16 protein-coding genes, 3 pseudogenes and 1 riboswitch are annotated in these 26,301 nt (G+C 73.6%); of the genes and pseudogenes, 6 read left to right on the top strand and 13 right to left on the bottom strand.

Going from position 1 to position 26,301, the window contains the following annotated elements:
* Positions 1–94: 94 nt before the first annotated feature.
* Positions 95–370 (top strand): annotated as a pseudogene (locus tag ACFWMZ_RS23340) (MerR family transcriptional regulator); the annotation flags it as partial.
* Between the two features lie 18 nt (positions 371–388).
* On the opposite strand, the gene ACFWMZ_RS23335 reads toward ACFWMZ_RS23340, so the two are convergent.
* Positions 389–1,117: an ArsR/SmtB family transcription factor gene (locus ACFWMZ_RS23335; protein ID WP_383184065.1), complete on the bottom strand. Its 729-nt coding sequence runs from the start codon at positions 1,115–1,117 to the stop codon at positions 389–391.
* Positions 1,118–1,188: 71 nt separating this feature from the next.
* On the bottom strand, positions 1,189–1,743 hold the full coding sequence (locus ACFWMZ_RS23330; protein WP_383184063.1) for a hypothetical protein: 555 nt from the start codon (positions 1,741–1,743) through the stop codon (positions 1,189–1,191).
* Positions 1,744–1,948: 205 nt separating this feature from the next.
* Between ACFWMZ_RS23330 and ACFWMZ_RS23325 the strand changes: the two genes are divergently transcribed.
* Complete coding sequence (locus tag ACFWMZ_RS23325) at positions 1,949–2,890, top strand: oxidoreductase (RefSeq protein WP_383184061.1); 942 nt, start codon at positions 1,949–1,951, stop codon at positions 2,888–2,890.
* Between the two features lie 306 nt (positions 2,891–3,196).
* On the opposite strand, the gene ACFWMZ_RS23320 is transcribed toward ACFWMZ_RS23325, so the two are convergent.
* Both ACFWMZ_RS23320 and metE read right to left on the bottom strand, forming a co-directional pair.
* Complete coding sequence (locus ACFWMZ_RS23320) at positions 3,197–4,186, bottom strand: PRC and DUF2382 domain-containing protein (protein WP_383203867.1); 990 nt, start codon at positions 4,184–4,186, stop codon at positions 3,197–3,199.
* A 334-nt stretch (positions 4,187–4,520) separates the two neighbouring features.
* Positions 4,521–6,805 (bottom strand): annotated as a pseudogene (gene metE, locus ACFWMZ_RS23315) (5-methyltetrahydropteroyltriglutamate--homocysteine S-methyltransferase).
* Between the two features lie 207 nt (positions 6,806–7,012).
* Positions 7,013–7,163: riboswitch (cobalamin riboswitch) on the bottom strand.
* An 820-nt stretch (positions 7,164–7,983) separates the two neighbouring features.
* Between metE and ACFWMZ_RS23310 the strand changes: the two are divergent.
* Positions 7,984–9,813: a coagulation factor 5/8 type domain-containing protein gene (locus ACFWMZ_RS23310; RefSeq protein WP_383183294.1), complete on the top strand. Its 1,830-nt coding sequence runs from the start codon at positions 7,984–7,986 to the stop codon at positions 9,811–9,813.
* Positions 9,814–10,026: 213 nt separating this feature from the next.
* Here the strand turns inward: ACFWMZ_RS23310 and ACFWMZ_RS23305 are convergent, their stop codons facing one another.
* Entirely contained in the window at positions 10,027–12,294 is a 2,268-nt protein-coding gene (locus ACFWMZ_RS23305) for a heavy metal translocating P-type ATPase (protein ID WP_383183292.1), read from the bottom strand.
* A 249-nt stretch (positions 12,295–12,543) separates the two neighbouring features.
* On the opposite strand from ACFWMZ_RS23305, the gene ACFWMZ_RS23300 reads away from it, so the two are divergent.
* Positions 12,544–12,867: a hypothetical protein gene (locus ACFWMZ_RS23300; RefSeq protein WP_383183290.1), complete on the top strand. Its 324-nt coding sequence runs from the start codon at positions 12,544–12,546 to the stop codon at positions 12,865–12,867.
* Here the strand turns inward: ACFWMZ_RS23300 and ACFWMZ_RS23295 are convergent.
* Complete coding sequence (locus ACFWMZ_RS23295; protein WP_383183288.1) at positions 12,845–14,005, bottom strand: alkaline phosphatase PhoX; 1,161 nt, start codon at positions 14,003–14,005, stop codon at positions 12,845–12,847. The two genes, ACFWMZ_RS23300 and ACFWMZ_RS23295, sit on opposite strands and share 23 nt — an antisense overlap.
* A gap of 530 nt (positions 14,006–14,535) precedes the next feature.
* Here ACFWMZ_RS23295 and ACFWMZ_RS23290 point away from each other — a divergent pair.
* Positions 14,536–16,263 (top strand): stealth family protein, encoded by a 1,728-nt coding sequence (locus ACFWMZ_RS23290; protein ID WP_383183286.1) that lies wholly within the window; start codon positions 14,536–14,538, stop codon positions 16,261–16,263.
* On the opposite strand, the gene ACFWMZ_RS23285 is transcribed toward ACFWMZ_RS23290, so the two are convergent.
* A complete protein-coding gene (locus ACFWMZ_RS23285) occupies positions 16,242–16,805 on the bottom strand; it encodes a TetR/AcrR family transcriptional regulator (protein WP_383183284.1) in 564 nt (187 codons plus the stop codon). The genes ACFWMZ_RS23290 and ACFWMZ_RS23285 overlap by 22 nt on opposite strands.
* Positions 16,806–16,961: 156 nt before the next feature.
* On the opposite strand from ACFWMZ_RS23285, the pseudogene ACFWMZ_RS23280 reads away from it, so the two are divergent.
* Positions 16,962–17,129 (top strand): annotated as a pseudogene (locus ACFWMZ_RS23280) (MFS transporter); the annotation flags it as partial.
* Between the two features lie 198 nt (positions 17,130–17,327).
* Here ACFWMZ_RS23280 and ACFWMZ_RS23275 read toward each other — a convergent pair.
* From ACFWMZ_RS23275 to ACFWMZ_RS23250, 6 genes are all read right to left on the bottom strand, one after another.
* Positions 17,328–20,456: a ThuA domain-containing protein gene (locus ACFWMZ_RS23275; RefSeq protein ID WP_383183282.1), complete on the bottom strand. Its 3,129-nt coding sequence runs from the start codon at positions 20,454–20,456 to the stop codon at positions 17,328–17,330.
* A gap of 142 nt (positions 20,457–20,598) precedes the next feature.
* Complete coding sequence (locus ACFWMZ_RS23270) at positions 20,599–21,471, bottom strand: sugar phosphate isomerase/epimerase family protein (protein WP_383203865.1); 873 nt, start codon at positions 21,469–21,471, stop codon at positions 20,599–20,601.
* Entirely contained in the window at positions 21,468–22,679 is a 1,212-nt protein-coding gene (locus ACFWMZ_RS23265) for a substrate-binding domain-containing protein (protein WP_383183278.1), read from the bottom strand. Before ACFWMZ_RS23265 ends, ACFWMZ_RS23270 begins: the two co-directional genes overlap by 4 nt.
* Positions 22,676–23,695 carry an ABC transporter permease gene (locus ACFWMZ_RS23260; protein WP_383203862.1) on the bottom strand — a complete coding sequence of 340 codons (1,020 nt, stop codon included), beginning with the start codon at positions 23,693–23,695 and terminating at the stop codon, positions 22,676–22,678. The genes ACFWMZ_RS23265 and ACFWMZ_RS23260 overlap by 4 nt, the downstream gene beginning before the upstream one ends.
* Positions 23,692–24,711, bottom strand: a complete 1,020-nt coding sequence (locus tag ACFWMZ_RS23255; protein WP_383203859.1) for an ABC transporter permease — start codon at positions 24,709–24,711, stop codon at positions 23,692–23,694. The genes ACFWMZ_RS23260 and ACFWMZ_RS23255 overlap by 4 nt, the downstream gene beginning before the upstream one ends.
* The gene (locus ACFWMZ_RS23250) at positions 24,708–26,228 is read right to left on the bottom strand and encodes a sugar ABC transporter ATP-binding protein (protein ID WP_383183272.1); all 1,521 of its coding nucleotides are present in this window, start codon (positions 26,226–26,228) and stop codon (positions 24,708–24,710) included. Before ACFWMZ_RS23250 ends, ACFWMZ_RS23255 begins: the two co-directional genes overlap by 4 nt.
* Between the last annotated feature and the right edge of the window lie 73 nt (positions 26,229–26,301).

Below are 26,301 nucleotides of genomic sequence, written 5' to 3'. Positions count from 1 at the left end.
CCCTCGTACTGGACGTACTCGGGTGATTCGGGCGTACGGCGAGAGTGCGTGCCAGGCGTCGCAGGCCCACGAAGATCCGCCGGACAGGGCCTAGCAGGCCAGGCTGGTGCGCCCGCGCCGGGACCCGCTGACGGGATACCGCGTGTACGACGCGGCCACCGTGCGGGACACCCGGATGGTCCACCAACTGCGGCGCGGAGGCTACCTGTTGGAGCAGATCGCCCCGCTGGTCGGCCAGGTGCGGGCGGCGGGCGGGAGGGCACCGCAGGCGGGCGTGCTGAGCGACTGGCACGGCCGGCTCTCCGCGCGCGGCCGGGCGCTGCCGGCCGGGGCGGCGGAGCTGGACGCGTACCCCGGCGCGCGCGGCTGAGGCGGTGGCGCCCGCCGCTCACTCCGGCAGCCGCCACGCCTCCGCGCAGACGCCGAGCAGCGTGCCCAGCCGCTCCTCGCCCTCGGGAGTGACCTCGACCGCCCGGCTGGTGCCGACGCGGCGGCACCAGCCGCGGTCCAGGGTGTGGCGGCAGAGGACCGCCCCGGCGTGACCGGCGAGGTGCGGGCGGCGCTCCGTCCAGTCCAGGCAGGCGCGGGCGACGGGGCGGCGGCCGGGCACCGCGAGGTCCAGGCCCTGGTCGGCGAACCAGGTGCGGCCCGCGCCGGTGGGCGTCAGCTCGCTTTCGGGGTCGAGCAGGCCGCGCGCCACCATGGCGTCGGTGACGGCCACGCCGATCCGGCCGGCCAGATGGTCGTAACAGGTACGGCCCCGGGCCAGGCGGCTGCCCGCGCGGACCGCGCGCAGGCCCACGGGCCGCTCGCCGCCGGGGGCGGCCCGGGCGGCGAGCGCCTCGACCAGGCGGGCCGCGCCGGGGTCGGCGAGCCGTACGTACCGGTGGCGGCCCTGCCGTTCCTCGGCGAGCAGGCCGCCCGCGACCAGCCGGGTCAGGTGCTCGCTCGCGGTGGAGGCGGCGACGCGGGCGCGGCGGGCCAGCTCCCCGGCGGTCCAGGCGCGGCCGTCGAGGAGGGCGAGGCACATGACGGCCCGGGTCTCGTCGGCGAGCAGGGCGGCCAGTGCGGCCACCCGCGCGGCGGCGGAGCCGGGGGCCACCGGATCGGTTCCCATGGCTCCAGGATGCCGCGCGAAGGGTTCGGCGGCGGCCGAAGGGTCGCCGCCGAGCCCCTGGGGAGTCGGCCCTATTCCTCGAAATAGGCGTCCAGGACCGCGTCCAGCGCGGTCAGCCACTCCTTGGCGGTCTCCTTGCCGTCCGCCTCGACCTCGGCGGGGTAGCGCCAGGGGCCGGGGGTGTGGACGGCGACCAGGAGGCGGCGGCCGAAGCGGGAGACGGAGGACTCCACGGCGGCCACCTCGGACCAGGTGAACTCGGCCTCCTGGTCGTCGAGGCGGAGCCGTATGCCGTCGGCGTCGGCCGTCACCGAGGCGCGGCGGTCGGCCGCCTCGAAGACCGGGCCGTCGGCGGGCGCGGCGGTGGCGGAGGCATCGGTGTCCGCCTCCTCGGGGTCCGCCGCCTCCTGTTCGGCGTCGGCGGCCGCCCGCGCCTCGGGCGCCGCGGCGGCCGTGGCCTCGGGCGCCGCGTCCTCGGGCGGGGCCGCGGCGTCGGGGGTGCCGCCCGCGGCGTCGCCGTCCTGCTCCGCCGGGCCGGCCGAGGGGGCGGTGATGCCCGGAATGTGCGCCGGTGAGGTGGTGGCGACGTACACGGGCGGGGCCTTGGTCTCTATGCGCTCGTCCACGGTCCGCAGTATGGACGACGAAGCTGTGGGCCCACCAGCCGCCGCCCGCCCACCGGACGCCCCGTCAGCCGTCCGGCCCGGCCCGGCACCCCGCGTACGGGCGGCGCCGTACGCTGTCCGTCCCCGTGTGAAGCCCCCGCCGCCGGGCAGGCGGCGGGGAACCGCAGTAGCACCGCCCACCGGCCCCGTCGGGAGACGAACACCCATGGCTCCGCGCACCACCCCCCGCCCCCTGCCCGACCTGACCGGGACCACCGCCGTGGTCACCGGCGCCAACGGCGGCATCGGTGCCGCGACCACGCTGGCGCTGGCCCGGGGCGGCGCGCGGATCGTGATGGCCTGCCGCGACCTCGGCCGGGCCGAGCGGACGGCGGACGCCGTGCGGCGGGCGGTGCCCGAGGCGAAGGTGCCGCTGGTCCGCCTCGACCTGGCGGACCTCTCCTCCGTCGCGGAGGCCGCCGAGGAGATCGGCAAGACCTCCGGCGGCCGGATCGATCTGCTGATCAACAACGCGGGCGTGATGGCCCTGCCGGAGCGCCGTACCGCGGACGGCTTCGAGATGCAGTTCGGCACCAACCACCTGGGCCACTTCGCGCTCACCGCCCATCTGCTGCCGTACCTCGGCACCGAGGGGCCCGCCCGCGTCGTGACGGTCTCCTCGCTCGCCCACCGGATGGGCCTCATCGACTTCGACAACCTCAACGCCGAGCGCGGCTACGGCGCCTGGCCCGCCTACGGCCGCTCCAAGCTGGCCAACCTGCTCTTCACCGCCGAACTGGCCCGCCGCGCCCGGCACGCCGGACTCGACCTGGCCGCCGTCTCCGCCCACCCGGGCCTCGCCGCCACCGAACTGGGCCAGGCCGGGCCGAAGATGGCCGGGCGCGCCTGGGCCGCCCGGATGGAGCGGGCGACGCGGCTCTTCACCCAGTCAGCCTCGTCGGGCGCGCTGCCCGTCCTGCTGGCCGCCACCGACCCGGCCGCGCGCGGCGGCGCGTACTACGGTCCGGCCGGGCCGCTGGAGTGCCGGGGCGGCGCGGGCCCGGCCCGGCTGTCGGCGCGCGCCAAGGACCCGGTCACCGCGCGCCGCCTGTGGGACGTCTCGGCCGCGCTGACCGGCGTCGACCCCGGGCTGGAGCCCGCCGCGTGACCGCTCCCCCGGTCGGGGGAGCGACTCACCGGCGCGCCCGGCGCCGGAGCCGGCGCACCGCGCATCAGACCAGCACGATCACCAGGACCGCCACGAGGAAGACGCCGATCAGGGTCAGCGCCACCTGAACCAGGGCGCTCGGGGCCACCCCCCTCCCGCCGTGCACGGCGTACGCGTACGTGTCCCGCGGCGGAAGGGTGCCCGGGGCGGGCCCTCTCCACGCCCGGACGCACGGGCGGCCGGCCGGACACCTAGGTGTCCGGCCGGCCGGCTGCCCCGGGTCGGCTCCCGGGTACCGGGACGCCGTCAGCGGGTCGGGCCGCTGCGGCCGCCCTTCCAGTCGTCCTCGTCGGCGCCGCCGGTTCCGGTGGTGCCGTCGTCGTACTGGATCTCCTCCTTGCGGACGGTGTCGCTGACCTCCCGCTGCTCGGTGACCTTCTCCGTCTCCAGGCGCACCCGCTCGACGGGGACGGCCTCCTTGCGGACGACGGGGCGTTCGGCGTGGAGCGTCACCTCCGCCTCGGCCTCGCCGATCTCGGTCCCGCGCGTCCGGTCGCCCTCGCCGATGGGCTCCCGGACCAGGTGCACCTCCTCGTGGCTGACGGGGACGGTCGTGGTGACGTTCTCGGTCACGACCACCTTCCGCAGGCGGGCGCGGCCCACCTCCTGCTCCTCGGTGCCGACCCGGAGCTGCTCCTCGGAGCGCACCATCTCGTCGGCGTACTTGGCGCGTTCGTCGTCGCCCATGTCGGCGCCGGAACGGCTCATCGCGGGCGATCCGGCCCCGGCTCCGGCCAGCGGCCGGTCCTCGGGGGGCCGGCCCGTGCCGGACTGGCTGCGGCCACCGGCACCGGCGGCTGCTCCGGCGGCACCCGCCGCCGCGGCCTTGGTGCCGGCGTCCATGCCCGTGCCCTTGCCGGACGTGGTGTCCGTACGGCCGCTGAGCTCGTCGCCGGTCTTGCCGCTGCCGCCACCGCGGGTGACCCCGTAGTGGGCGTACAGCTCGCGTTCCTCGGCGGCGTCGAGATGCTCGTCGGCGTCGACGCGAGGGGCGTCCTTGATGGTGTCCTTGGCGTAGGCGAGGTGCAGTCCCTCGCCGTCGTGGCCCGCCCCGGCCAGCGGTACGAAGGTCTCCTTCATGCCGAACATGCCGGTCTTGACCGTGACCCACTCCGGCTTCCCCGTGCCGTCGTCGAGGAAGACCTGTTCGACACTGCCGACCTTGGCTCCGTCGCGGTCGTAGGCGGTCAGCCCCACCAGCTGGTCGGTGGTGAGGAAGCTGTCACCTGCTGTCATGTCGTGATCACTCCTTGGACGGCGCGTGGCGGAGGATTCCGGGAGCACCCCCATGGGCCCACACACCCACGTCCCCATGGCGCACCCGGAACGCGGCCGCGGCAACCCGGGCCGGCCCGCGCCCCGCCCCCCGTGGCACGCGCCACACCCGGCAAGGCGCGCCCATGGGGCTCCGGGGGCGTCCGTGAAGCGGGTTCCGGAAACCGGGAGCATTACTCCATACGAGTGAACGCCTTCCGCGAGGCCCGGTCTCCCCGCGGTCGGCACGGCGGAGCCGGGGCGCCCGGCGGGCACCCCGGCTCTCTGCGGCGCCCCCTCTCAGGGGCGCCCCCGCTCAGGAGGCGGTCAGGGTGGCGCGGACGGCGCGGGCCGCGGCCACCAGGTTCTCCAGCGAGGCGCGGGTCTCGGGCCAGCCGCGGGTCTTCAGACCGCAGTCCGGGTTGACCCAGAGGCGCTCGGCGGGGATGGCCGCCAGCCCCTCGCGGAGCAGGGCCGCGGCCTCCTCGGCCTCGGGGACGCGCGGCGAGTGGATGTCGTACACCCCGGGGCCCGCCTCGCGCGGGTAGCCGTGGGCGGCCAGCTCGTGCGCCACCTGCATGTGGGAGCGGGCGGCCTCCAGGCTGATGACGTCGGCGTCGAGGTCGTCGATGGCCTGCACGATGTCGCCGAACTCGGCGTAGCACATGTGGGTGTGGATCTGGGTGCCCGGCGCCACGCCGCCGGTGGTGAGGCGGAAGGCGCGGGTGGCCCACTCCAGGTAGGCGGCCCGGCCGGCGGCGCGCAGCGGCAGCGTCTCGCGCAGCGCCGGCTCGTCGACCTGGATCACCGAGGTGCCGGCCGCCTCCAGGTCGGCGACCTCGTCGCGCAGGGCCAGCGCGACCTGCCCGGCGGTCTCCCCAGCATGGTGACGGGCCCGGTCAGCATGGCCTTGACCGGCCGGTCGGTGAGCGACTGGGCGTACGTCGTCCAGCGGACCGTCATCGGCGCGGGGCGGGAGATGTCCCCGGCGAGGACCGGCGGGCGGACGTAGCGGGTGCCGTACGACTGGACCCAGCCGTGCTGGGTGGCGAGGTAGCCGGTGAGCTGCTCGGCGAAGTACTGGACCATGTCGTTGCGTTCGGCCTCGCCGTGCACCAGGACGTCGAGCCCGGCCTTCTCCTGGAAGGCGACGACCTCGGCGATCTCGGCGGCGATGCGCTCCTCGTACCCGGCGGTGCCGATCCGGCCCGCGCGCAGGTCGGCGCGGGCGGCGCGCACCTCGCCGGTCTGCGGGAACGAACCGATGGTCGTGGTGGGCAGCAGCGGCAGCCGCAGCCGCTCCCGCTGGGCGGCGGCGCGCTCCGGGTACGGCTGGGGGCGGCGCGCGTCGGCCTCGGTGACGGCGGCGGTCCTGGCGCGGACGGCGGGGTCGCGGGTGAGCGGGGAGCGGGCGCGGGAGACGAGGTCGGCCCGGTTGGCGGCGATCTCCGCGGCGATGGCGCCGGTGCCCTGGGCCAGGCCCTTGGCGAGGGTGACGATCTCGGTGGTCTTCTGCCGGGCGAAGGCGAGCCAGCGCAGGATCTGCGGGTCGATGTCGCGTTCGGGCGCGGTGTCGAGCGGGACGTGCAGCAGGGAGCAGGAGGCGGCGACGTCGACGCGGTCGGCGAGGCCGAGCAGGGTGGCGAGGGTGGCGAGCGACTTCTCGTAGTCGTTGATCCAGATGTTGCGGCCGTTGACGACGCCCGCTACGAGCCGCTTGCCGGGCAGGCCGCCGACGGCGGCGAGGTCGTCCAGGTTGGCGGCGGCGGCCTCGGTGAAGTCGAGGGCCAGCCCCTCGACGGGGGCCTTGGCCAGCACCGGCAGCGCCTCACCGAGGCGGTCGAAGTACGAGGCCACCAGCAGCTTGGGCCGGTCGGTGAGGGCGCCGAGGTCGCGGTAGGCGCGGGCGGCGGCGTTCAGCTCGGCCGGGGTGCGGTCCTGGACGAGGGCGGGCTCGTCGAGCTGGGCCCATCCGGCGCCGGCGGCGCGCAGGTCGGCCAGGACCTCGGCGTAGACGGGGAGCAGCCCGTCGAGCAGGGTGAGCGGCTCGAAGTCGTCGGCGACGCCGGGGGCGGGCTTGGCGAGCAGGAGGTAGGTGACGGGGCCGACGAGGACGGGGCGGGCGGTGTGGCCGAGCGCGAGCGCCTCTGCCACCTCGGCGACCTGCTGGGCGGAGTCGGCGGTGAAGACGGTGTCGGGGCCGAGTTCGGGGACCAGGTAGTGGTAGTTGGTGTCGAACCACTTGGTCATCTCCAGCGGCGCGACGTCCTGGTTGCCGCGGGCCATGGCGAAGTAGCCGTCGAGCGGGTCCGCGTCGACGGCCGTGCGGTGGCGCGGGGGGACGGCGCCGACCATGACGCTGGTGTCCAGGACGTGGTCGTAGTACGAGAAGTCACCGGTGGGCACCTCGTCGATGCCCGCCTCGGCCAGCTGGCCCCAGCGGGAGCGGCGCAGCGCGGCGGCCGTCTCCTTGAGGGCGTCGGCGGTGACGCGGCCCTTCCAGTAGCCCTCGACGGCCTTCTTCAGTTCCCGGTTCTGTCCCTGGCGGGGGTAGCCGTACACGGTCGGCCGTGCTGCCGCGGCTGCGGACTTCGCTGTCACGGAACTCTCCTTCGCGAGATGTCTCCTGGCATCCCGGGGACGGGACGCGAGCGCGAAGGGACGACGGACCGGACGGCGAACCCGCGCCCGGGGGCGCGCCCTGTCCGTCCGATGTGTACTCCCCCGGACTTCGTCCGAGGGTGTCCCCGACCCGCCCACGAGGTCACCGGGATGTCCGCACACGATCGTCGCGTGCGGGCGGCGGGCAGGTCTTCGGACTCGCGGGCACGTCCATCTGGGCGGACATCTACTGGCCGTCGCTTCCCGGGTCCGTGTCTCCGGACCCAGTGCGTATGACGGCGGTCGTTCCCACTCACCGCTGCGGGGCAGTCCCGGATTCCCCCCGGGTTCCCTCTTACGACGCCCTGCCTGGCGGACAGGGCGAACCAGTCGCACCGGTCAGCGTAGCGGGGGGTCGTCTCGCGTGGGCGGCTGTTCACATGCCGGGATCCGGGGGTGGGACGCGGCCGGGGCGACGGCCTCCCCGCCGTACGGCCAGACGGCGAGGGCGCGCAGGGTGACCGCTGTCTCGGCGCGCAGGCAGGAGTGCGCCGCCGTCCCCCCGTGATCTTGCGGGACGTCCACGCCGCTGACCTGCGGCCGAGCCCCGGCGGGCGAGCAGGGCCCGGGTCCGCGGGACGCGTCCCCGGCTTCCGGTTCGCCGCACCGTCAGGCGGCCGCCGCCCGGAACCCGTTCATTCGCGGGCTGGGACGGGGTGCGGGAGCTCCGGAGTTCGTCGTCATGTCTTCCCAGTGACGAACGTGTTCGTCACGAACAAGTCCAACACGTACGCGTTCGTCGGCGCCCGGTCGGACGCGCACGTCGCCGTTGCCGGGATCGCCCCGCCCGAGCCCCACCCGCCCGGAGCGGCATCCCGGCAAAAGCGGAGGCCAGGCGCCCGCCGAGCACCCCCGTCGGCCGACTCTCGCCCTCACTTCACTTCCTGACGCCACGCCAGGACTTCCTTCACGTCTTGTTACAACTCTTGACGCACCAGGTTTCCGGGAGAACCATCAGCCCCCATGGAGAGCGCTTCCACAGCGCTCTCCCGCCTTTCCCTGTGCTCAATCGGCCCCACCCCCGCACCCCCCAGCGCCCCCGCACCGGCCGCCGGCAGCAGCCACGGACGGGACGGCGGGCCCATGTCCCCCCACTCCGACAGCTCAGGAGAGCCGACATGCTCACCACCTTCTTCCAACCCCCACGACCGGGCGGCGGGCCCCGTCCCCGAGCCCGGCACCGCAGAACACTCTCGGCGCTCGTCGCGGGCGCCCTCACCGCCACGGCACTGGTCATGCTCCCCGCCACCTCGTCGCAGGCGGCACCCGCACCCGCCGCCCAGAACAACGTCGACCCCGTCGAGGGCGGCGGCGACCTCGGCCCCAACGTCCACGTCTTCGACCCGTCGACGCCGGACATCCAGGGCACGGTCGACCAGATCTTCAAGGAGCAGGAGTCGGCGCAGTTCGGCGAGGGACGCCACGCCCTCATGTTCAAGCCGGGCACCTACGACGACCTCAACGTGCAGATCGGCTTCTACACCGCCATCTCCGGGCTCGGCCTCTCCCCCGACGACACCCACTTCAACGGGGACGTGACGGTCGACGCCGGCTGGTTCGACGGCAACGCCACGCAGAACTTCTGGCGTTCGGCGGAGAACCTCTCGCTCAGCCCCGTCAACGGCACCAACCGCTGGGCCGTGTCGCAGGCGGCGCCGTTCCGCCGGATGCACGTCCGCGGTGGTCTGAACCTGGCGCCCGACGGCTACGGCTGGGCGAGCGGCGGCTACATCGCCGACTCCAAGATCGACGGCGAGGTCGGCCCCTACTCGCAGCAGCAGTGGTACACCCGCGACAGCTCGGTCGGCGGCTGGACCAACGGCGTCTGGAACATGGTCTTCTCCGGTGTGGAGGGCGCCCCGGGGCAGGGCTTCCCGGAGCCGCCGTACACCACGCTGGAGACCACGCCGATCTCCCGTGAGAAGCCGTTCCTGTACCTGGACGGCGACGACTACAAGGTGTTCGTCCCCGAGAAGCGGACCAACGCGCGCGGCGTCTCGTGGGAGGGGAACCAGCAGGGCGAGTCACTGCCGCTGGACCAGTTCTACGTGGTGAAGCCGGGGGCGACGGCGGCGACCATCAACGCCGCCGTGGACCAGGGGCTGCACCTGCTGTTCACGCCGGGCATCTACCACGTGGACGAGACGATCGACATCGACCGGGCGGACACCGTCGTCCTCGGCCTCGGCTACGCGACGATCATCCCGGACAACGGGGTGACCGCGGTGAAGGTCGGCGACGTCGACGGGGTGCGGCTGGCCGGACTCCTGATCGACGCGGGCACCGAGAACTCCGAGACGCTGGTGGAGATCGGCGAGGAGGGCTCCTCCGCCAGTCACGCGGACAACCCGACGACCGTGCAGGACGTCTTCATCCGCATCGGCGGCGCCGGCCCCGGCAAGGCCACCACCAGCCTCGTCGTCAACAGCAACGACACCATCGTCGACCACACCTGGATCTGGCGCGCCGACCACGGCGAGGGCGTCGGCTGGGAGACCAACCGGGCCGACTACGGCGTCCAGGTCAACGGCGACGACGTGCTGGCCACCGGCCTCTTCGTGGAACACTTCAACAAGTACGACGTGGTGTGGGCCGGTGAGCGCGGCCGGACGATCTTCTACCAGAACGAGAAGGCGTACGACGCGCCGGACCAGGCGGCCATCCAGAACGGCGACACCCAGGGGTACGCGGCCTACAAGGTCGAGGACTCGGTGGACACCCACGAGGGCTGGGGCCTGGGCAGCTACTGCAACTACAACGTGGACCCGACCATCCGGCAGGAGCACGGCTTCCAGGCGCCGGTGAAGCCCGGGGTGAAGTTCCACGGGCTGCTCACCGTGTCGCTCGGGGGGATGGGGCATTACGACCACGTGATCAACCAGGTCGGGGAGCCCACTCAGGGATCGGACACGATCCCTTCGACGATCGCTGAGTTCCCTCTGCCCTAGCGGGGTGGCGGCCGTAGGCCGCCTCGGGTGGAGTCGTGTACGGGAATGGGAGCCGGTCCCCAGGGGGCCGGCTCCCGGCGTCGTCCCCCGGGACGTGGGGTGGCCTCAAGCGCCGGCCGGGCTTGAACCAGCGGCCTCACCTGCCGCCCGGGCTCGGTACAAGTGGCCTCAAGCGCCGGCCGGGCTGGATTTCGGGTGAGGTTCAGGCCCCGCTCAGGCCCCCCGGAACGTGCGGAGCCTCAGGGAGTTGCCGACCACGAAGACCGAGGAGAAGGCCATGGCGGCTCCGGCGATCATCGGGTTGAGGAGGCCGGCGGCGGCGAGGGGGAGGGCGGCGACGTTGTAGGCGAAGGCCCAGAAGAGGTTGGACTTGATGGTGGACAGGGTGCGGCGGGCGAGGCGGACCGCGTCTGCGGCCACGCGGAGGTCGCCGCGGACCAGGGTGAGGTCGCCGGCCTCGATGGCGGCGTCCGTGCCGGTGCCCATGGCGAGGCCGAGGTCGGCCTGGGCGAGGGCGGCGGCGTCGTTGACCCCGTCGCCGACCATGGCGACCGTACGGCCCTCGGCCTGGAGGCCCTTGACCACCTCGGCCTTGTCCTCGGGCATCACCTCGGCGATCACCTTCTCGATGCCGACCTCGCGGGCGACCGACTCGGCGGCGGCCCGGTTGTCGCCGGTGAGCAGGACCGGGGTGAGGCCGAGCGCGCGGAGCCGGCGGATCGCCTCGGGGCTGGTCTCCTTGACGGCGTCGGCGACCTCCAGGACCGCGCGGGCCTCACCGTCCCAGGCGACCGCGATCGCGGTGCGCCCGGCGGCCTCGGCCTCGGCGTGGGCGCGCTCCAGGCCGGCGGGGAGCTCGATCGCCCACTCGGTGAGGAGGCGGGGGCGGCCGACGAGGACGGCGTGCCCCTCGACCACGCCCTGGACACCGAGCCCGGCGACCCCGGCGAAGCCCTCGGAGGCGGGGAGCGGTCCGGTGCGGTCGGCGGCGGCGCGGGCGACGGCCTGGGCGATGGGGTGTTCGGAGGCGTGCTCCAGGGCGCCGGCCAGCCGCAGCACCTCGTCCTCGGAGATGGTGCCGGCGGTGTGCACGCCGAGCAGGGTCATGCGGCCGGTGGTGACGGTGCCGGTCTTGTCGAGGACGACCGTGTCGACCTTGCGGGTGCTCTCCAGCACCTCGGGGCCCTTGATGAGGATGCCGAGCTGGGCGCCGCGCCCGGTACCGACCATGAGGGCGGTCGGCGTGGCGAGACCCAGCGCGCAGGGGCAGGCGATGATCAGTACGGCGACGGACGCGGTGAAGGCGACGGTCAGTCCGGAGCCGGAGCCGAGCCAGAAGCCGAAGGTGGCGACGGCGAGGGCGATGACGACGGGGACGAAGACGGCGGAGATGCGGTCGGCGAGCCGCTGGGCGGCGGCCTTGCCGTTCTGCGCCTCCTCGACCAGCTTGGCCATCCGGGCGAGCTGGGTGTCGGCGCCGACCCGGGTGGCGGCGACGACGAGGCGGCCTCCGGCGTTGAGGGTGGCACCGGTGACGGCGTCGCCGACGCCCACCTCGACGGGGACGGACTCACCGGTGAGCAGGGAGGCGTCGATGGCGGAGGAGCCCTCGACCACGGTGCCGTCGGTGGCGACCTTCTCGCCAGGGCGGACCACGAAGTGGTCACCGGTACGCAGCTCGCCCGCCGGCACCCGCTCCTCGCGGCCGCCGCGCAGGACGGTGACCTCCTTGGCGCCCAGCTCCATCAGGGAGCGCAGCGCCGCCGAGGCGCGGCGTTTGGAGCGGGCCTCGAAGTAGCGCCCGGCGAGGAGGAAGGCGGTGACTCCCGCGGCGGCCTCCAGGTAGATGTTCCCGGCGCCGTCGGTACGGGCCACGGTGAACTCGAAGGGGTGGGTCATCCCCGGTGTTCCCGCGGTGCCGAGGAACAGGGCCCAGACGGACCAGAGGAAGGCGGCCGAGGTGCCGACCGAGATCAGGGTGTCCATGGTGGCGGCGCCGTGCCGGGCGTTGGTCCAGGCGGCCCGGTGGAACGGCCAGGCGGCGTAGACCACGACGGGCGCGGCCAGGGTGAGGGAGAGCCACTGCCAGTAGGTGAACTGGAGGGCGGGGATCATCGCCATGGCGATGACGGGGACGGCGAGGACGACGGCGGTGGTCAGCCGCTGGCGCAGGGGGCGCAGCTCCTCCTCGGCCCGCGCGTCGGCGCCGTCGCCCGTCTCCGCGCCGCCGGGGCCTGACCGGGGCGGCTCGGGTTCGCGAGCGGTGTAGCCGGTGGCCTCGACGGTGGCGATGAGGTCGCCGACCTCGACGGGGTCGGCGTAGGAGACCTTGGCCTTCTCGGTGGCGTAGTTGACGGTGGCCTCGACACCGTCCATGCGGTTGAGCTTCTTCTCGATGCGCGCGGCGCAGGAGGCGCAAGTCATCCCGCCGATGGCGAGTTCGACCTGCGCTGTGTCCGCTGCCGTCGTCCGGCCACTCATGACCACTGCTCCTCCGTCGCTCACGGGTCCTGCGGGCCTCACAGGTGCCGCCTCCAGGGACGTGCGGTGACGGCCTCCGGGGCGGGCCCCCACCCCTCGAATACCACCAGGGGGTACCCGTCATTGTCAGGTATACCCCCCGCCCGTATGCAACGCAAGCCACTCCGGCCGCTTGACTTGGTACCCCCCCGGGGTAAGTTGAAAGGGAGATCACCGGGCGCGGAAGCGCCCCCGGACGAGGGAGCGGCCATGAGCACAGGAGTACGGATCGGGCTGTACGCGGCCGGTCTCCTCGTCGCCTTCGGCGCGGCGTACGGCGTGGGCGCGCAGGTCGGCCCCGAGCCGGCCCGCCCGGCACCCACCGAGCACGACGAGCACGCCCCGAGCGCGCCCGGAGCCCCCGGCGGGGAGAGCCAGGAACACGGCCCGGATCACGGCGCCGCCCTGCCCGCCCCCGACCTGCGGGCGGTTCGCGCACGCCGAAGGGCCGTCCGGCGCCCCGGGCGGCGGCGGGCCGGACGGCCCTCGGGTGATGCGGAGGCGGACGGGGTCAGCGGCGGAACGGGCCGGTGACCTCGTAGGTGATACCGCCGGAGGAGCTGCCGCTGGTCCCCCGCTGGCTGGAGAAGTAGAGGCGGGTGCCGTCGGGCGAGAAGGCGGGTCCGGTGATCTCGGAGGCGGACTGGCCCTCGATCCGCAGGAACGGGGTGACCACGTCGTCCGGCGTGATGACGCAGATGTCCATCGACCCGCCGTCCTCGGCGACGTACAGGTCGCCGTAGGGGCTGCCGGTGACGTTGTCGACGCCGGTCAGGGGCGCGGCCCCACCGGGGACCAGCGAGTCGTCGTAGGTGAGGTCGAGGCGCTGGGCCGCGGCGTCGTACCGCCAGACCCGGTTGTCGCCCTTGGTGGTGAACCAGCAGGTGCCGTCGGCGTAGTGGCAGCCCTCGCCGCCGTTGAACCGCTTGGCGCCGGAGACCTGGTCGCGGGTGGCGGTGGAGGCGCCGGACGGGTCGGGGACGGGGGCCCAGGTGACCGGACCGCTGGTACCCGACCCCATCCGGAGCACCTCCAGCCGACCGGCGGAGAGGTCGCCCCAGGTGGCCGGAACGAAGCGGTAGAAGCAGCCGTCGGTGACGTCCTCCGTCAGGTACACCACCTTGCGGACCGGGTCGGCCGCGGCGGCCTCGTGCTTGAAACGGCCCATGGCGTCCCGCCGCACCGCCGCCTTCACGCCCCACGGGTCGGTCTCGTAGACGTACCCCCGGTCGACCTCCTCACAAGAGAGCCAGGTCTGCCACGGGGTGCTGCCGCCCGCGCAGTTGGTGCGGGTGCCGGAGAGGACGGCGTAGGCGCCGGTGACGGCACCGGCCGCGGAGAACCGGATCGCCCCGGCGCCGCCGTTCGGGCTCACCTCCGAGTTGGACACATAGATCCAGCCACTGCCGTCGGCGTAACAGGCGCCACCGTCCGGCGCCGGGTGCCAGGTGTACGAAGTACCGGCGACCCGCCGGCCCGAGCGGGCGACGACCCGGCTGCTGAACCCGGCCGGAAGGCGGACGCCCTGAGCGTCCGCCGATCCGATCGGCCCGTACGGACCGGCGCCGGGCTGGGCGGGTGCCGCGTGGGCCGCGCCCGCCCACAAGGTGCCGCCGAGGGCGACGGCCGAGCCGCCGACGACCGTGGTGCGCAGGAAGGTTCGACGTTCCACTGCCACTCCGTGGGGGTGTTGTCCGCCCCCCGGCCCGCTGACCGGAGGGTCCCGCTCGGGCGGAACGTTAAAGGCCCACAATTGACCGAGCATGGACAACCGGTGAACAGCGACCCGGGCGACCACCCACCACGCGGACGCCATCCTCCAGGCCCTCCTCCCGCGGCGGCCGGGGGCGCGCTACCGGGCCCGGTGGGCGCTGGGCCCGTCGGAGTCGACCAGCGAACCCACGAAAGGTTGTACGAGACGAGGACGCATTTCGGCAGCAAACGCGACACGGCCGTCTCACGCTTGCCGGGGCGGCGTAGCGGCCCTCACCGTCGAACGGCAGTCTGAACAGGTACGGAGAACGTGCCCCGAGGGCACCGGCCGAGGGAACGGTCCCGTGCCGCACGGGCGCGTCCGCGCGTCCAGCGGTCGGCTCCGGCTGCGCACCTGCCCTCACGCGGACGAAGGAGAGACCGCCAGGCGAGCGGCCACCCGGCGGGCCAGTACCGTCCTTCCCCTTTGACAGACCAGATCGGATACGCATGTCGACGTCCAAGCCGCTCCTCTCCCGCCTGCGCCGCGAGGCGCGGCGGAGCGTCCCCCCGGCCGAGCAGACGGCCCAGAAGGCGGCGGAACGGCGCAAGGCCCTGCTGGCGGCGGACCCTGATCTGACCGAGGTCGAGGTCGGCGGACGCGCCTGGGTGGGACGCCGCGTGCGCAGCCTGGAAGAGGCCGAGGCGGCCGGACGCAACCTCACGCTGATCACGGAGGCGCTGAAGCACGCGGGCGTCGACTACTTCATGGTGCCCGGCCGCTCGGTCCAGCGGTACGTGGTCGGCGTGCGGCTCTCGGACCGCAAGGCCCTGCTCAGCGCCGTGCGGGAGCTGTACGCGACCACCGGCCTCTACGCGGCGGAGCCGGGCCTGAACCCCTGGCCGGAGGAGGCCGCGCTCTACGCCGAGGGCGCGCTGCCCACGGAACTGAAGCGCCGGACGGTCATCCGGTTCGGCGAGATCCTCCTCGGCCCCTCGGGGCAGATACTCGCCGGGCTGGTCAGGGGCTGCGACGTGGAGTTCTGGCGGGAGGGACAGCAGCTCCTGGAAGAGGCGGGGCAGGGGAGCGAGCGCGCCGCAGAGATCCTGAGCGGCCTCCGGTACCAGGCACCACCCGCCCTGCTGACCGGTGCGCTGGTCGGCCCCCGGCCCAACGCGGTCTCCGACGTGGTGCCCGCCGATGACCAGACGCCGGCCACCCGCACCGCCGGCGGGGCCGGCCACCCGACCTTCGCCGGGTTCAACGAGCCGGTGATCGACACGGTCGACTTCCCCCTCGACGTCGTCTACACCTGGGTGGACGGCGACGACCCCGTCCTGGCCGCCAAGCGCGAGGCGCACCGGACGGGCGGCGCGCCCGGGACCACCTCCCGGGAGGCCGGAGCCTCCCGCTACACCAGCCATGACGAACTCAGGTACTCCCTGCGTTCCCTGCAGATGTACGCGCCCTTCCTGCGGAACATCTACATCGTCACCGACGGCCAGACCCCGTCCTGGCTCGACACCTCGGCGCCCGGCGTCCAGGTCGTCGACCACAAGGACATCTTCCGCACGCCGGATGCCCTGCCGGTCTTCAACTCCCACGCCATCGGCACCCAACTGCACCGCATAGCCGGTCTTTCCGAGCACTACCTGTACTTCAACGACGACATCTTCCTCGGCCGACCGGTCACCCCCGGCCACTTCTTCCACGGCAACGGCATCGCCAAGCTCCCCTTCTCCCCCTCGCAGCTCGGCCTCGGCCTCCCGCACCCCGAGGAGCCCGCGCCGAACTCGGCGGGCAAGAACGTCCGGCGTCTGCTGCGGCAGGAGCACGGGCGGATGACGGTGAACAAGTTCGCCCACACCCCGCACCCGCAGATCCGCTCGGTCATGCGGGACATCGAGGAGCGGTTCGCGGAGGACGTCGACCGCACCGCCCGCTCGCGGTTCCGGGCCCCGACCGACATCGCGATGGGCGCCTCCTTCCACCACCACCAGGCCTTCCTCACCGGCCGCGCCGTACCCGCCACGTACAAGACCCGCTACGTCGACGTCGCTCGCCCGGACGCCGACGAGCGGCTGGAAGAGCTGGTCGCCAACCGCCGGTTCGACTTCTTCTGCCTCAACGACGTCAACACCCCCGTCGAGGAGCAGGACGCCGTCAACCGGAAGATCAACACCTTCCTGGAGACCTACTTCCCCTTCCCCAGCCGCTACGAGCGCGGCGACGCCTGACCCCCTGCCGTGATCCGCTCCACCGCCTCCACCGTCACCGCGCGCTCGTGCGGCTCCGTGTCCAGGGCGCGGTGGAGGGAGAGGCCCTCGATGAGGGCGTCGAGCTGGCGGGCCGTGGCGGGGTCGAAGTGGCGTTCGAGGATGTCGCGGCTGCGGGCCATCCAGGCGCGGGTCAGTTCGCGGTAGGCGGGGCGGCGGGCGGCGAGGGTGTAGAGCTCCTGGGTGAGAATCAGGTCGCGCTGGTTGCCGCTGGAGAGGTGATGAACCAGGCCGACCACGGCGGCGCGGGCCTCGTCCGCGGTGGTGGCGGCGCCGAGGCGGTCCTCGAAGACCGCCACGATGGTCGAGGAGAAGCGGGTGAACGCCTCGCGGAGCAGTTCGTCCATCGAGGCGAAGTGGTAGGTCATCGACCCCAGGGGAACCCCGGCGCGGGCCGCCGCCTTGCGGTGCGAGACACCGGCCACACCGTCCTCGGCGATGAGGTCCAGCACGGCGGCGAGGATGCGCTCCCGCCGGTCGGGGTCGGTCTGTCCGGTCGCCACCTGATCCTCCTGGTCGTGCGGGCGGTCCTGCCGCCCGGGGGTTCACCGTAGCGCCGGGCGGGGGCGCGGGATGACCCCGCCGGGCGTACGGTCATACACCCCGGGGCGTACGAACGTACATTCCGCTGCCCTGTGTCCGCCGAGGATTCTTCCGCGCTGGACTTCCCCACCCGCCGCCGGCGTGCGGCGCTCTTCGTCTTCGTGCTGGTCGCCGGGGTCGGCATGGCCTCCTGGGTGGCGCGGACCCCGGCGGTCCGGGAGGCGCTGGGGGTGAGCACCGGCGGGATGGGCGTGGTGCTGGTGCTGCTGGCGGCCGCCGCCGTCCTCGCCCCCGCGCTGCCCCCGCGCTGCGGCCGCGCGAGCAGCGGATGACGGCGACGGCCGTACCGCCGCGGACCGCTACGGCGGCGGGACGGCCGCTGGACGACGGCGCCGGCCGTCCCTGATATGGGGTGGGCCGCCCGTTCCTGGGGGGACGGACGGCCCACCCATCTGCCGGGCTCCTGGCCGGAATCGGGCCGGTCAGGGGCTGTGGAAGGTGACCGCGTCGAGGTCGAAGGCGTTCTCGTCCGGGGTGGTGAAGACGAGGTAGAGCTTGTGGGTGCCCTCCACCGCCTCGACGTCCACCGCCTCGGTCTCCTCGTACGCGTCCCAGTCGCCGGTGGCCGGGACGGGGGTGGTGGCCAGCAGCTCGCCGTCAGGGGCGTCCGCGCGCAGTTCGACGGCGCCGCCGCCCTCGGGTGAGGAGAGGCGGTAGGTGACGCCGGCGACGCCGGTCTCGACGCTCATCGGGTCGAAGGCGATCCAGTCGCCGTCGGAGATGTCCCCGATCCGCTTGCCGTTCTCGGCCCCTTCCTGGCTGACGATCCGGGTACCGGACTGGTCGTCGTGGTACTCGGCCTGCTTGTGGCGGGGCTGGAGGACGGACCGGCCGTAGCCGGTGAGCTCGCTGGTGCCCTCGGCGCCGTGGTCGGTGTAGCGGGCGTTGAGGACGTAGGTGAGGTCGGCGCCCTCCGGATGGCCGCCGAGGTCACCGGTGTCGACGGTGCCCTCGCAGCCGCGCAGGTCGGTGGTGGGGTGTTCGTGGTCGTCGTGGCCGAGGGCCGGGTTGAGGACGACCTCGGAGCAGTCGACCTCGCCGTCCTCGGGGTCGGTGACGGTGATCCTGTACGGGATCTTGTCGCCGAACTCGATGAGGGTGCCGTCGAGGGGGGTCTCGACGGTGACCTTCGGGGCGGTGTTGCCCGCGGTGACGGGGATGTTGGCGTAGCCGGACTTGCCGCTGGAGTCGGTGACCTTCAGCTGGGCGGTGAAGTCACCCCTCTCGGTGTAGGTGTGGGTGGCGTCGGCGTCGGTGGAGTCCCAGGTGCCGTCACCGTCGAAGTCCCAGGCGTACTCCAGGCTGTCTCCGTCCGGGTCCTCGCTGCCCTCGCTGGAGAAGTCGACCTCCAGGGGGACCGGGCCGTCGGTGGCGGAGGCGGCCGCCTTGGCGACGGGGTTGCGCTGGCCCTGGGCGTAGTCGATCCGGTAGAGGCCGGAGTCGTTGTTGCCGCCGCCGAACTCCGAGCCCCATTCGAGGAGGTAGAGAGAGCCGTCGGGGCCGAAGGTCATGTCCATGGGCTTGCTGAACTTGCTCGTGGAGAGGAAGTCGTTGATCTTCAGCAGGGAGCCCTCGTCGTCGAAGCGGATCTCCTTGACGTAGTCGCGGGACCACTCGTAGAAGAAGGCCGCGCCGTCGTAGTAGGCGGGGAACTTGGTGGGCGAGGGGTTGTCGGCGTCGTAGTGGTAGACGGGGCCGCTCATGGGGGCGGAGCCGCCGCTGCCGACCTCGGGGAAGGTCTCGGACTCGCCGTAGCCGTACCAGACTTCGGGGAGCTGGACGGGCGGGAGTTCCTTCAGGCCGGTGTTGTTGGGCGAGTCGTTGACGGGCTGGTCGCAGTCGAACTTCTCCCCGACCTCGCCGGTGTCCGGGTCGTAGGGGGCGTAGGGCTGGTTGTCGCCGTGGCAGAAGGGCCAGCCGTAGTTCCCGGCCTCCTTGATGACGTTGTACTCGACCAGGCCCTCGGGCCCCCGGTCGGTGGTGGGCAGGCCGCGGTCCGGGCCGTAGTCGGAGGCGTGCACGTCGCCGGTCTTCTGGTCGACGGTGAAGCGGAACGGGTTGCGGAAGCCCATCGCGTAGATCTCGGGGCGGGTCCCCTCGGTGCCCTCGGCGAAGAGGTTGCCGTCGGGGACGGTGTAGCCGCCCTCGTCGGTGGGGGTGATGCGCAGGATCTTGCCGCGCAGGTCGTCGGTGTTGCCCGCGGTGCGGGCGGCGTCGAGCCGCTCCTTGCCCTCGCGCCAGTCGAGCGGGGCGTACCCCTGCCAGTCGGGGTCGAGGTTGGGCGGCACGTCGTCGCCGACGCCGAGGTACAGGGTGCGGTCGGGGCCGAACTCGACGGCGCCGCCGGTGTGTCCGGGCTCGGGGAAGGTGCGGTCCCGGTAGGCGGGGACGTCCAGGAGTTTCTTCTCGCTCTCCTTGTCGAGGGTGCCGTTCTCGACGGTGAAGCGGGAGAGCCGGTTGACGTCCTCCTCGGCCCCGGCCGGGGCGTAGTAGAGGTAGACCCAGTTGTTCTCGGCGAAGTCCGGGTCGAGCTCCATGCCGACCAGGCCGTCCTCGCCGCCGGTGTAGACGTCGAGCTTCCCGGCGGTGCGGGTGGTGTGCGAGGCGGGGTCGAAGATGTTCAGCTCGCCGCTGCGCTGGACGTAGAAGACCCGGCCGTCGGCGGCGACGTCGAGTTCCATCGGGTCGGCGGTGTTGTCGTCGAGGGTGACCTTCTCGTAGCCGTCCCAGACGGTGCCGCCGCAGTCGCCCGGCGCGTTCCCGGCAGCCCACTTCAGGCCGCCGACGACGTGCTCGCGGAAGGCCTCCTCCTCGTACGAGGCGGCGTCGTGGCCCATGGCGGTGGCCCAGACCTTGCCGCCCTCGGAGGTGCGGCACCAGGAGATCGGGTGGTCGGCGCCCATCGCGGAGCCGCCCGGGTCGTAGGTGGTCTCGTCGGCGGTGACCAGGACGTGCACGTCACCGCGCGGGTTGGCGTCGAAGTTGTACCACTCCTCGGCGCGCTCCCAGCGGTCGGGCAGGTGCTGGGTGGAGGGGTGGACGCGGTCGGCGACCTTGGCGGTGCCCTCAAGGACGCCGGGCGAGTGGGCGGGCATGTGGGCGCCGCCGTTGATCAGCTCGTCCCACCAGGGGAACTCCTCCTCGACGCCCATGTCGAGGGTGTTGTGGACGGCGACGATGCCGCCGCCGCCCTGGACGTAGCCGCGCATCGCCTCGCGCTGCTCCTCGGTCTCCCAGACCATGCCGGAGTTCTGGAGCATCGCCACGGCGTCGAACCCGGCGAGGTTCTCGGCGTCGAAGACGACCGGGTCGTCGCTCTGGACGACCTCGAAGCCGTTCTCGGCGGCCTCCTCCTCGAACATCTGGATGCCCGCGGGGATGGAGTCGTGGACGTAGCCGACGGCGCCGGTGAAGAGCAGGACGCGGAAGTCGGCCTCCTCCTCGTCGGCCGCGGCGGGGGCTGCGGTGGCGGGCAGGGCGGTCAGCGCCAGGAGCAGGGCGCTGCCGAGGGCGACGGCCGATCTCCGTAAGGCGCGTGCGTGACGGCGCATGTGCGGTCCTCTCTGCGGCTCGTGCGGTGGGGGTCCCGTCGGTTCCGGTGCGCTGCCGGCGGGGGCTGGGTGGGGGTGCTCCGGCCCGCTGCCCGGGCTCCCGTCGTGGGGGCGGGAGCCCGGGCGGCGCCGTGGGGGGAGGTCAGGGGAGGGTAATGAGCGCGCCGCGCAGGAAGGCGAGGCCGTCGACGGCGAGGGCGTCCTGGCTCTCGGCCAGCGGCCGCCAGACGGAGGCGGCGACGGCGATGGAGGCGTTGTGGGCGGTGAACGACTCGATGCAGAGCGGGCCCGTCCAGCCGCCCGCCACCAGTTCGGCGAGGAAGCCCGTCCAGTCGAGCGCGTCGGCGCCGGGTGCGCCCCGGTCGGCCGCGCACACCTGCACGTGGGCGATACGGCCGCGCGCCTGCCGGGCCGCGCCGGGCAGGGAGCGCTCCTCGATGTTCTGGTGGTAGGTGTCGAGGGCGAGGCCGATCAGCTCCGGGGGCAGGTCGCCGAGGCCGTCGAGGGTCTGGGCGACGGTGTTGAAGAGGCTGGTCTCGTACCGGTTGAGGGGTTCCACGGCGATCCTCACGCCCGCGTCCCTGGCGTGTTCGAGGACGGGCAGCAGGTTCTCCCGCCACTGGCGGCAGGCGTCCGCGCGGGCCGCGTCGTCGAGCCGCCCGGTGCGGCCGACGGAGCTGTAGACGGGCCCGGCGACGGCGGGCGCGCCCAGCGCGTGGGCGGCGTCGACGCAGGTCCGCAGGTAGTCCTGGGTCTCCTGCACCGTACGGGCTCCGGCGCGGACCAGTTCGCGGCCGGGTGGCATGACCGCGATCACGGCGGCGGGTGTGAGGCCGGTCTCGCCGAGGAGCGCGGCCGCCTTGGCGGGCTCCCAGTCGCCTGGGTTCTCCAGCGGGAGTTCGACACAGTCGAAGCCCCATCCGGCCAGGCGCGGCAGCAGCGCCGTCAGCTCCCGGCCTGTCACCGGCGAGTACCAGATCCAGGGGTTGGCGCCGAGCGGCAGCGCGGCCGTCATCCCTTGCCTCCCCACTTCTCCGGGAAGCCCGGCAGTTCCTCGCAGCCGCACATGGCGTAGTGCAGCGGCGGCATGCCCGGCTTCAGGTAGGTGTCGAGCTCCTTCTCGGTGATGACGGGCTGCGGCAGGGTCCACTCCTCGGGGACCTGTTCGCCGCCGAGGATCTTCAGGGCGGCGATGACCGGGGTGCGCCACTGGAAGGTCGGGTAGGCGGGGGCGATGGCGGTGAGCTCCTTCTCCTTCCACGCCTGGAGGAAGTCCTGCTGGTCCTCGCCGGTGACCGGCGGCACCTCCTGCCCCGCGTCCTCGAACGCCTCGACGGCGGCGACCGCGGTGGCCCCGGAGTCCATCCAGACGCCGTCGATCGAGCCGTGCCGGGTCAGCGCGTCGGCCACGATCGACTTGGTACGGGCCGGGTCGCCGTCGGTGAACTTGGCGTCGACCACCTCCACCCCGGCCTTGTCGAAGGCCCGCTTCGCCGCCGACCAGCGGGTCTCCAGCGCGTCGACGCCGGGCGAGATGCGCAGGGCGAGGATCTTGTCGCCCGGCTCGGTCTTCTCCACCAGGAAGTCGGCGGCGGCCGCGCCGTAGCCGTAGCCGCCGACGGGGCTGATGAAGGTGACGGCGCAGTCGGTCTCCACACCCCGGTCGAAGACGATGACGGGGAGCTTCTCGCAGGCCCGTTCGACGGCCGGGGTGAGGGTGGCGGTGGTGTTGGGCGAGACGATGAGCGCGTCGCAGCCCTTGCCGGTGAGCTCCTGGATGTCGGAGATCTGCTTGTCGTCCTTGCCCTGGGCGTCCAGGACGGTGAAGTCGCCGATCTCCTTGTGCAGTTCCACCTCGGCCCGCATGTTCTTCAGCCCGACCTGCCGCCACGGGTTGAAGACACCCGCGTTGGAGAAGCAGAGGTGGACGTCGCCGCCGCCCTTCTTCTCGTACGCGGCGGTGGAGACGAGTTCGGGGCGGAGCATCTGCTCCCAGGGCTTGTCCTTCGGGCCCTGGGGGGTCTCCTTCGCCAGCTCCAGCTGGCGGTCGTACTCGGCCTGGTCGAAGAAGTCGGAGTCGCCCGAACCGTCCTGGGCGGAGGCGGAGCCGCTCGCGGAGGGGGCGGCCGGGCCGTCGGCCGGGGCGTCGCTGGTGCAGCCCGCGAGGAGCGCCGCGCCGAGCAGCGCGGCCAGCGAGGTCAGGGTGGTGGAGCGCGGTCTCATCGGTGTTTCCCTTCCGGGGATCGGGTGCGGCGACGGCGCAGGCGGGAGAAGTCGGCGGCGCCGAGTCCGACGGCGGCGATGACGATGACGCCCTGGACGGTGGATTCGAGGGCGCCGGAGACGCCTTGGAGGTTGAGCAGGGTGAAGAGGGCCTGGAGGGAGAAGGCCCCGGCCATGGCGCCGACCACGGAGCCGCGCCCGCCGCCGAGCAGCACCCCGCCGAGGACGACGGCGGTGATGGCCTCGAACTCGTAGCCCCGGCCCGCCTGGGCGGAGACCCCGGAGAAGCCGCCGACCAGGACGGCGGCGAGACCGGCGGCCACCCCGGAGAGGACGAAGGCGGTGACGCGGACGCGGGTGACGCGCACCCCGGAGAGGTGGGCGGCGCGCTCGGAGTCGCCGGTGGCCAGCAGGGTCCGGCCGAAGTCGGCCCGCATGAGCAGGTACGCGCCGAGACCGACGGCGAGGCAGACCGGCACCGCCCACGGCAGCCAGCCGAGCGCGGTGCCCCGGCCCAGCTCGCGGAAGGCGGTGGGCAGGGCGCCCTGCGGGGATCCGCCGGTCCAGAAGAAGACGGCGCCCTCCAGGATGAGCATCATGCCGAGCGTGGTGATGAAGGAAGGGACGCGGAGCCTGGTCGTCACCAGCCCGCTGACCAGTCCCGCGACGCCGCCCGCGGCCAGCAGGACGAGGGTGGCGAGCAGCCAGTGCAGGGCGGGGAAGGCGGCGTACAGCTCGGCGGCGACGACCACGCCCGCGGTGACGACGGCGCCGACGGAGAGGTCGAACTCGCCGCAGACGATGACCAGGTACTGGCCCGCGGCGAGGATGACCAGGGGCGCTGCCCGCTTGACGAAGGCGAGGAAGCGGTCGGTCTCGTAGAAGCCGGGGTCGGTGAGGGCGAGGGCGATCAGCACCGCCGCGAGCAGCACGTAGACCGGGGTGGCGGTGCCGAAGGCGGTCAGGACGCGGCGGCCCGCGCCGACGGTGGGCCGGGCCGTGGCGGTGGTGCTCATACGGTCCTCCGGCGGGGGGTGCGGCGGCGGGCGTAGAGGGCGACCGCGGCGATGATGACGACGCCGCGCACCACGTTCTTGAAGAACGGGTCGACGGCGAGCTGGTTGAAGACGCTGTCCAGGACGGCGAGGACGAGGACCCCGCCGAGGGTGCCCGCCACTCCCCCGCGCCCGCCGGCCAGCGCGGTGCCGCCGAGGACGACGGCGGCGATCGACTCCAGGTCGTAGCGGGCCTCGGTGCCGGCCCAGGGCGCGCCCGCACCGAGCCGGGCGGCGAGGAAGAGGGCGGCGGCTCCCACGCAGAGCGAGCACAGAACGTGGGCGGCGACCACGGTGCGGCGGGTGCGCACCCCGGAGAGCCGGGCGGCGTGCTCGTCGCCGCCGGTGGCGTACATGTGGTGGCCGAGCCGGGTGCGGCGGGTGAGGAACCAGGCGGCCGCCGCGACGGCGAGCAGTAGCAGGACGGAGACGGGGACGGGGCCGATCCGGTCGTAGCCCAGCCGCTGGAAGGCCGGGGTGACTTCTCCGGCCGGGCCCGTGTACCGGTCCTCGATCCAGCCGCGGAGGATGAAGGCGGTGCCGAGGGTGGCGATGAAGGCGTTGACCTTGAGCCCGGCGACGATCAGGCCGTTGGCGAGGCCGACCGCCGCCGACAGGGCGAGCACGGCGAGCACGGCGAGGAGCACGCCGCCGGACTGCATGGTCTGGGCGGCGACCAGGGTGCCCAGGCTGATCAGGTACGCCACCGACAGGTCGAGCGAACCGGTGAGGATCACCATCGACTGGCCGACGGCGACCAGGCCGAGGGCGACGCAGTTCTGGAGGACGGCGACGACGTTGGTGGTGGTGAGGAACTGCCCGCCCTGGGCCGCGACCACCGCCCAGCCGAGCAGGGTGACGGCGAGCGCGGCCAGCCACACCCCGGTCACCGGGTCGGTCAGCCGCAGGCGGCGGCCGGTGCGGGCGGGGCGGCCGGCGGGCGCCTCGCCGGGGGCGGTGAGCAGGTCGCCGGTCATGCGGCGTCCCCCTGTCCCCGGCCCGGCTCGCCCTGCGGGCGGCCGGGCACCCGGCTGCCGCCGGTGGCGACGCTCATGACGGCCTCCTCGGTGGCTCCGGCGGGGAGTTCCCCGGCGAGGCGGCCGTCGGCCATGACCAGGACGCGGTCGCTCATGCCGAGGAGTTCGGGGAGTTCGGAGGAGACGATCAGCACGGCGAGACCTTCCGCGGCCAACTCCCTGACCAGCGTGTGGATGGCGGCCTTGGCGCCGACGTCGACGCCCCGGGTGGGTTCGTCGAAGAGCAGTACGCGCGGGCGGGCGGCGAGCCATTTGGCGATGACGACCTTCTGCTGGTTGCCGCCGGAGAGGTACTGGACCTCCTGGTCGTCGCCCGTGGCGCGCAGCCGGACCCGTTCCAGCAGGGCGGCGGCCCCGCGGGCCGACGGCGGGCGCGCGCGGTCCGGTACGGCCCGGGTGACGAGCAGGGCGTTGTCCCGCACCGACTGGCGCAGCGCCAGCCCCTCGCCCTTGCGGTCCTCGGTGACCAGGGCGACGCCCGCCCGGATCGCCTCGCGGGGGCGGGACGGGCGCAGGGGGCGGCCCGCCACGGTCATGGTCCCCCGGGTGAACGGGGCGGCGCCGAACAGGGCGCGGACCAGGGAGGTACGGCCGGAGCCCTGGAGCCCGGCGACGCCGACGACCTCCCCGGCGCGCACCGTCAGGCCGATGCCCGTCAGGCGGTCGTTGGCGCCGTCCTCGACGGTCAGGACGGGGTCGCCGATCTCCTCGGGGCGGGCGCGCGGCGGGTAGTAGGCGTCGAGGTCGCGGCCGACCATGGCGCGGACGACGGCGGCGGAGTCGGTCTCGGCGGTGGTGAGGGTGGTGACGCGGCGCCCGTCCTTGAGGACGGTGATGCGCTGCGACAGGTCGAAGACCTCGCGCAGCCGGTGCGAGATGTAGAGGATGCCGAGGCCGCGCGCGGCGAGCCGGCGCACCAGGACCGCAAGGCGGGCCACCTCGTGCTCGGCGAGCGGCGCGGTCGGCTCGTCCATGACCAGCACCCGTACGTCGGAGGCGAGCGCCTTGACGATCTCGACGGTCTGGCGGCGGGCGACGGAGAGGGTGTGGACGGGGGTGCGCGGGGTGATGCCGGTCTCGTCGATCTCGGCGAGGAGTCCGGCGGTGCGCCGCTCCATGGTGCGCCGGTCGACCAGGCCGAAGCGGCCGGGTTCCCGGCCGAGGAAGACGTTCTCGGCGACGGTCCGGTGCTCCAGCAGCGCGAACTCCTGGTGGATGACGCCGATTCCGGCCGCCTGCGCCTCGGCCGGGTGGCTGAATGAGCGGGTGGTGCCGTCGAGGGTGAGGGTCCCGCCGTCCGGTACGTGCTCACCGGCGAGGACCTTCATCAGCGTCGACTTGCCCGCGCCGTTCTCACCCACCAGGGCGTGCACCTCTCCCGCCCGGAGGTCGAGGTCGACGTCGTGGAGGACGCGCACTCCCAGAAAGCTCTTGGACACGCCTTGCATCGTCAGCATCGCGACTGGCTCCTCGGTCAGCGGTCTGCCGAGCAGAGTCCGCCCGGACCTTTGACCTGTCAAGGGACCAAGT

This window comes from Streptomyces sp. NPDC058373 (assembly GCF_042723275.1).
Taxonomy (GTDB): domain Bacteria; phylum Actinomycetota; class Actinomycetes; order Streptomycetales; family Streptomycetaceae; genus Streptomyces.
The sequence above is the reverse complement of the archived record's forward strand: the minus strand, read 5'-3'. Positions and strand labels throughout refer to the sequence as shown.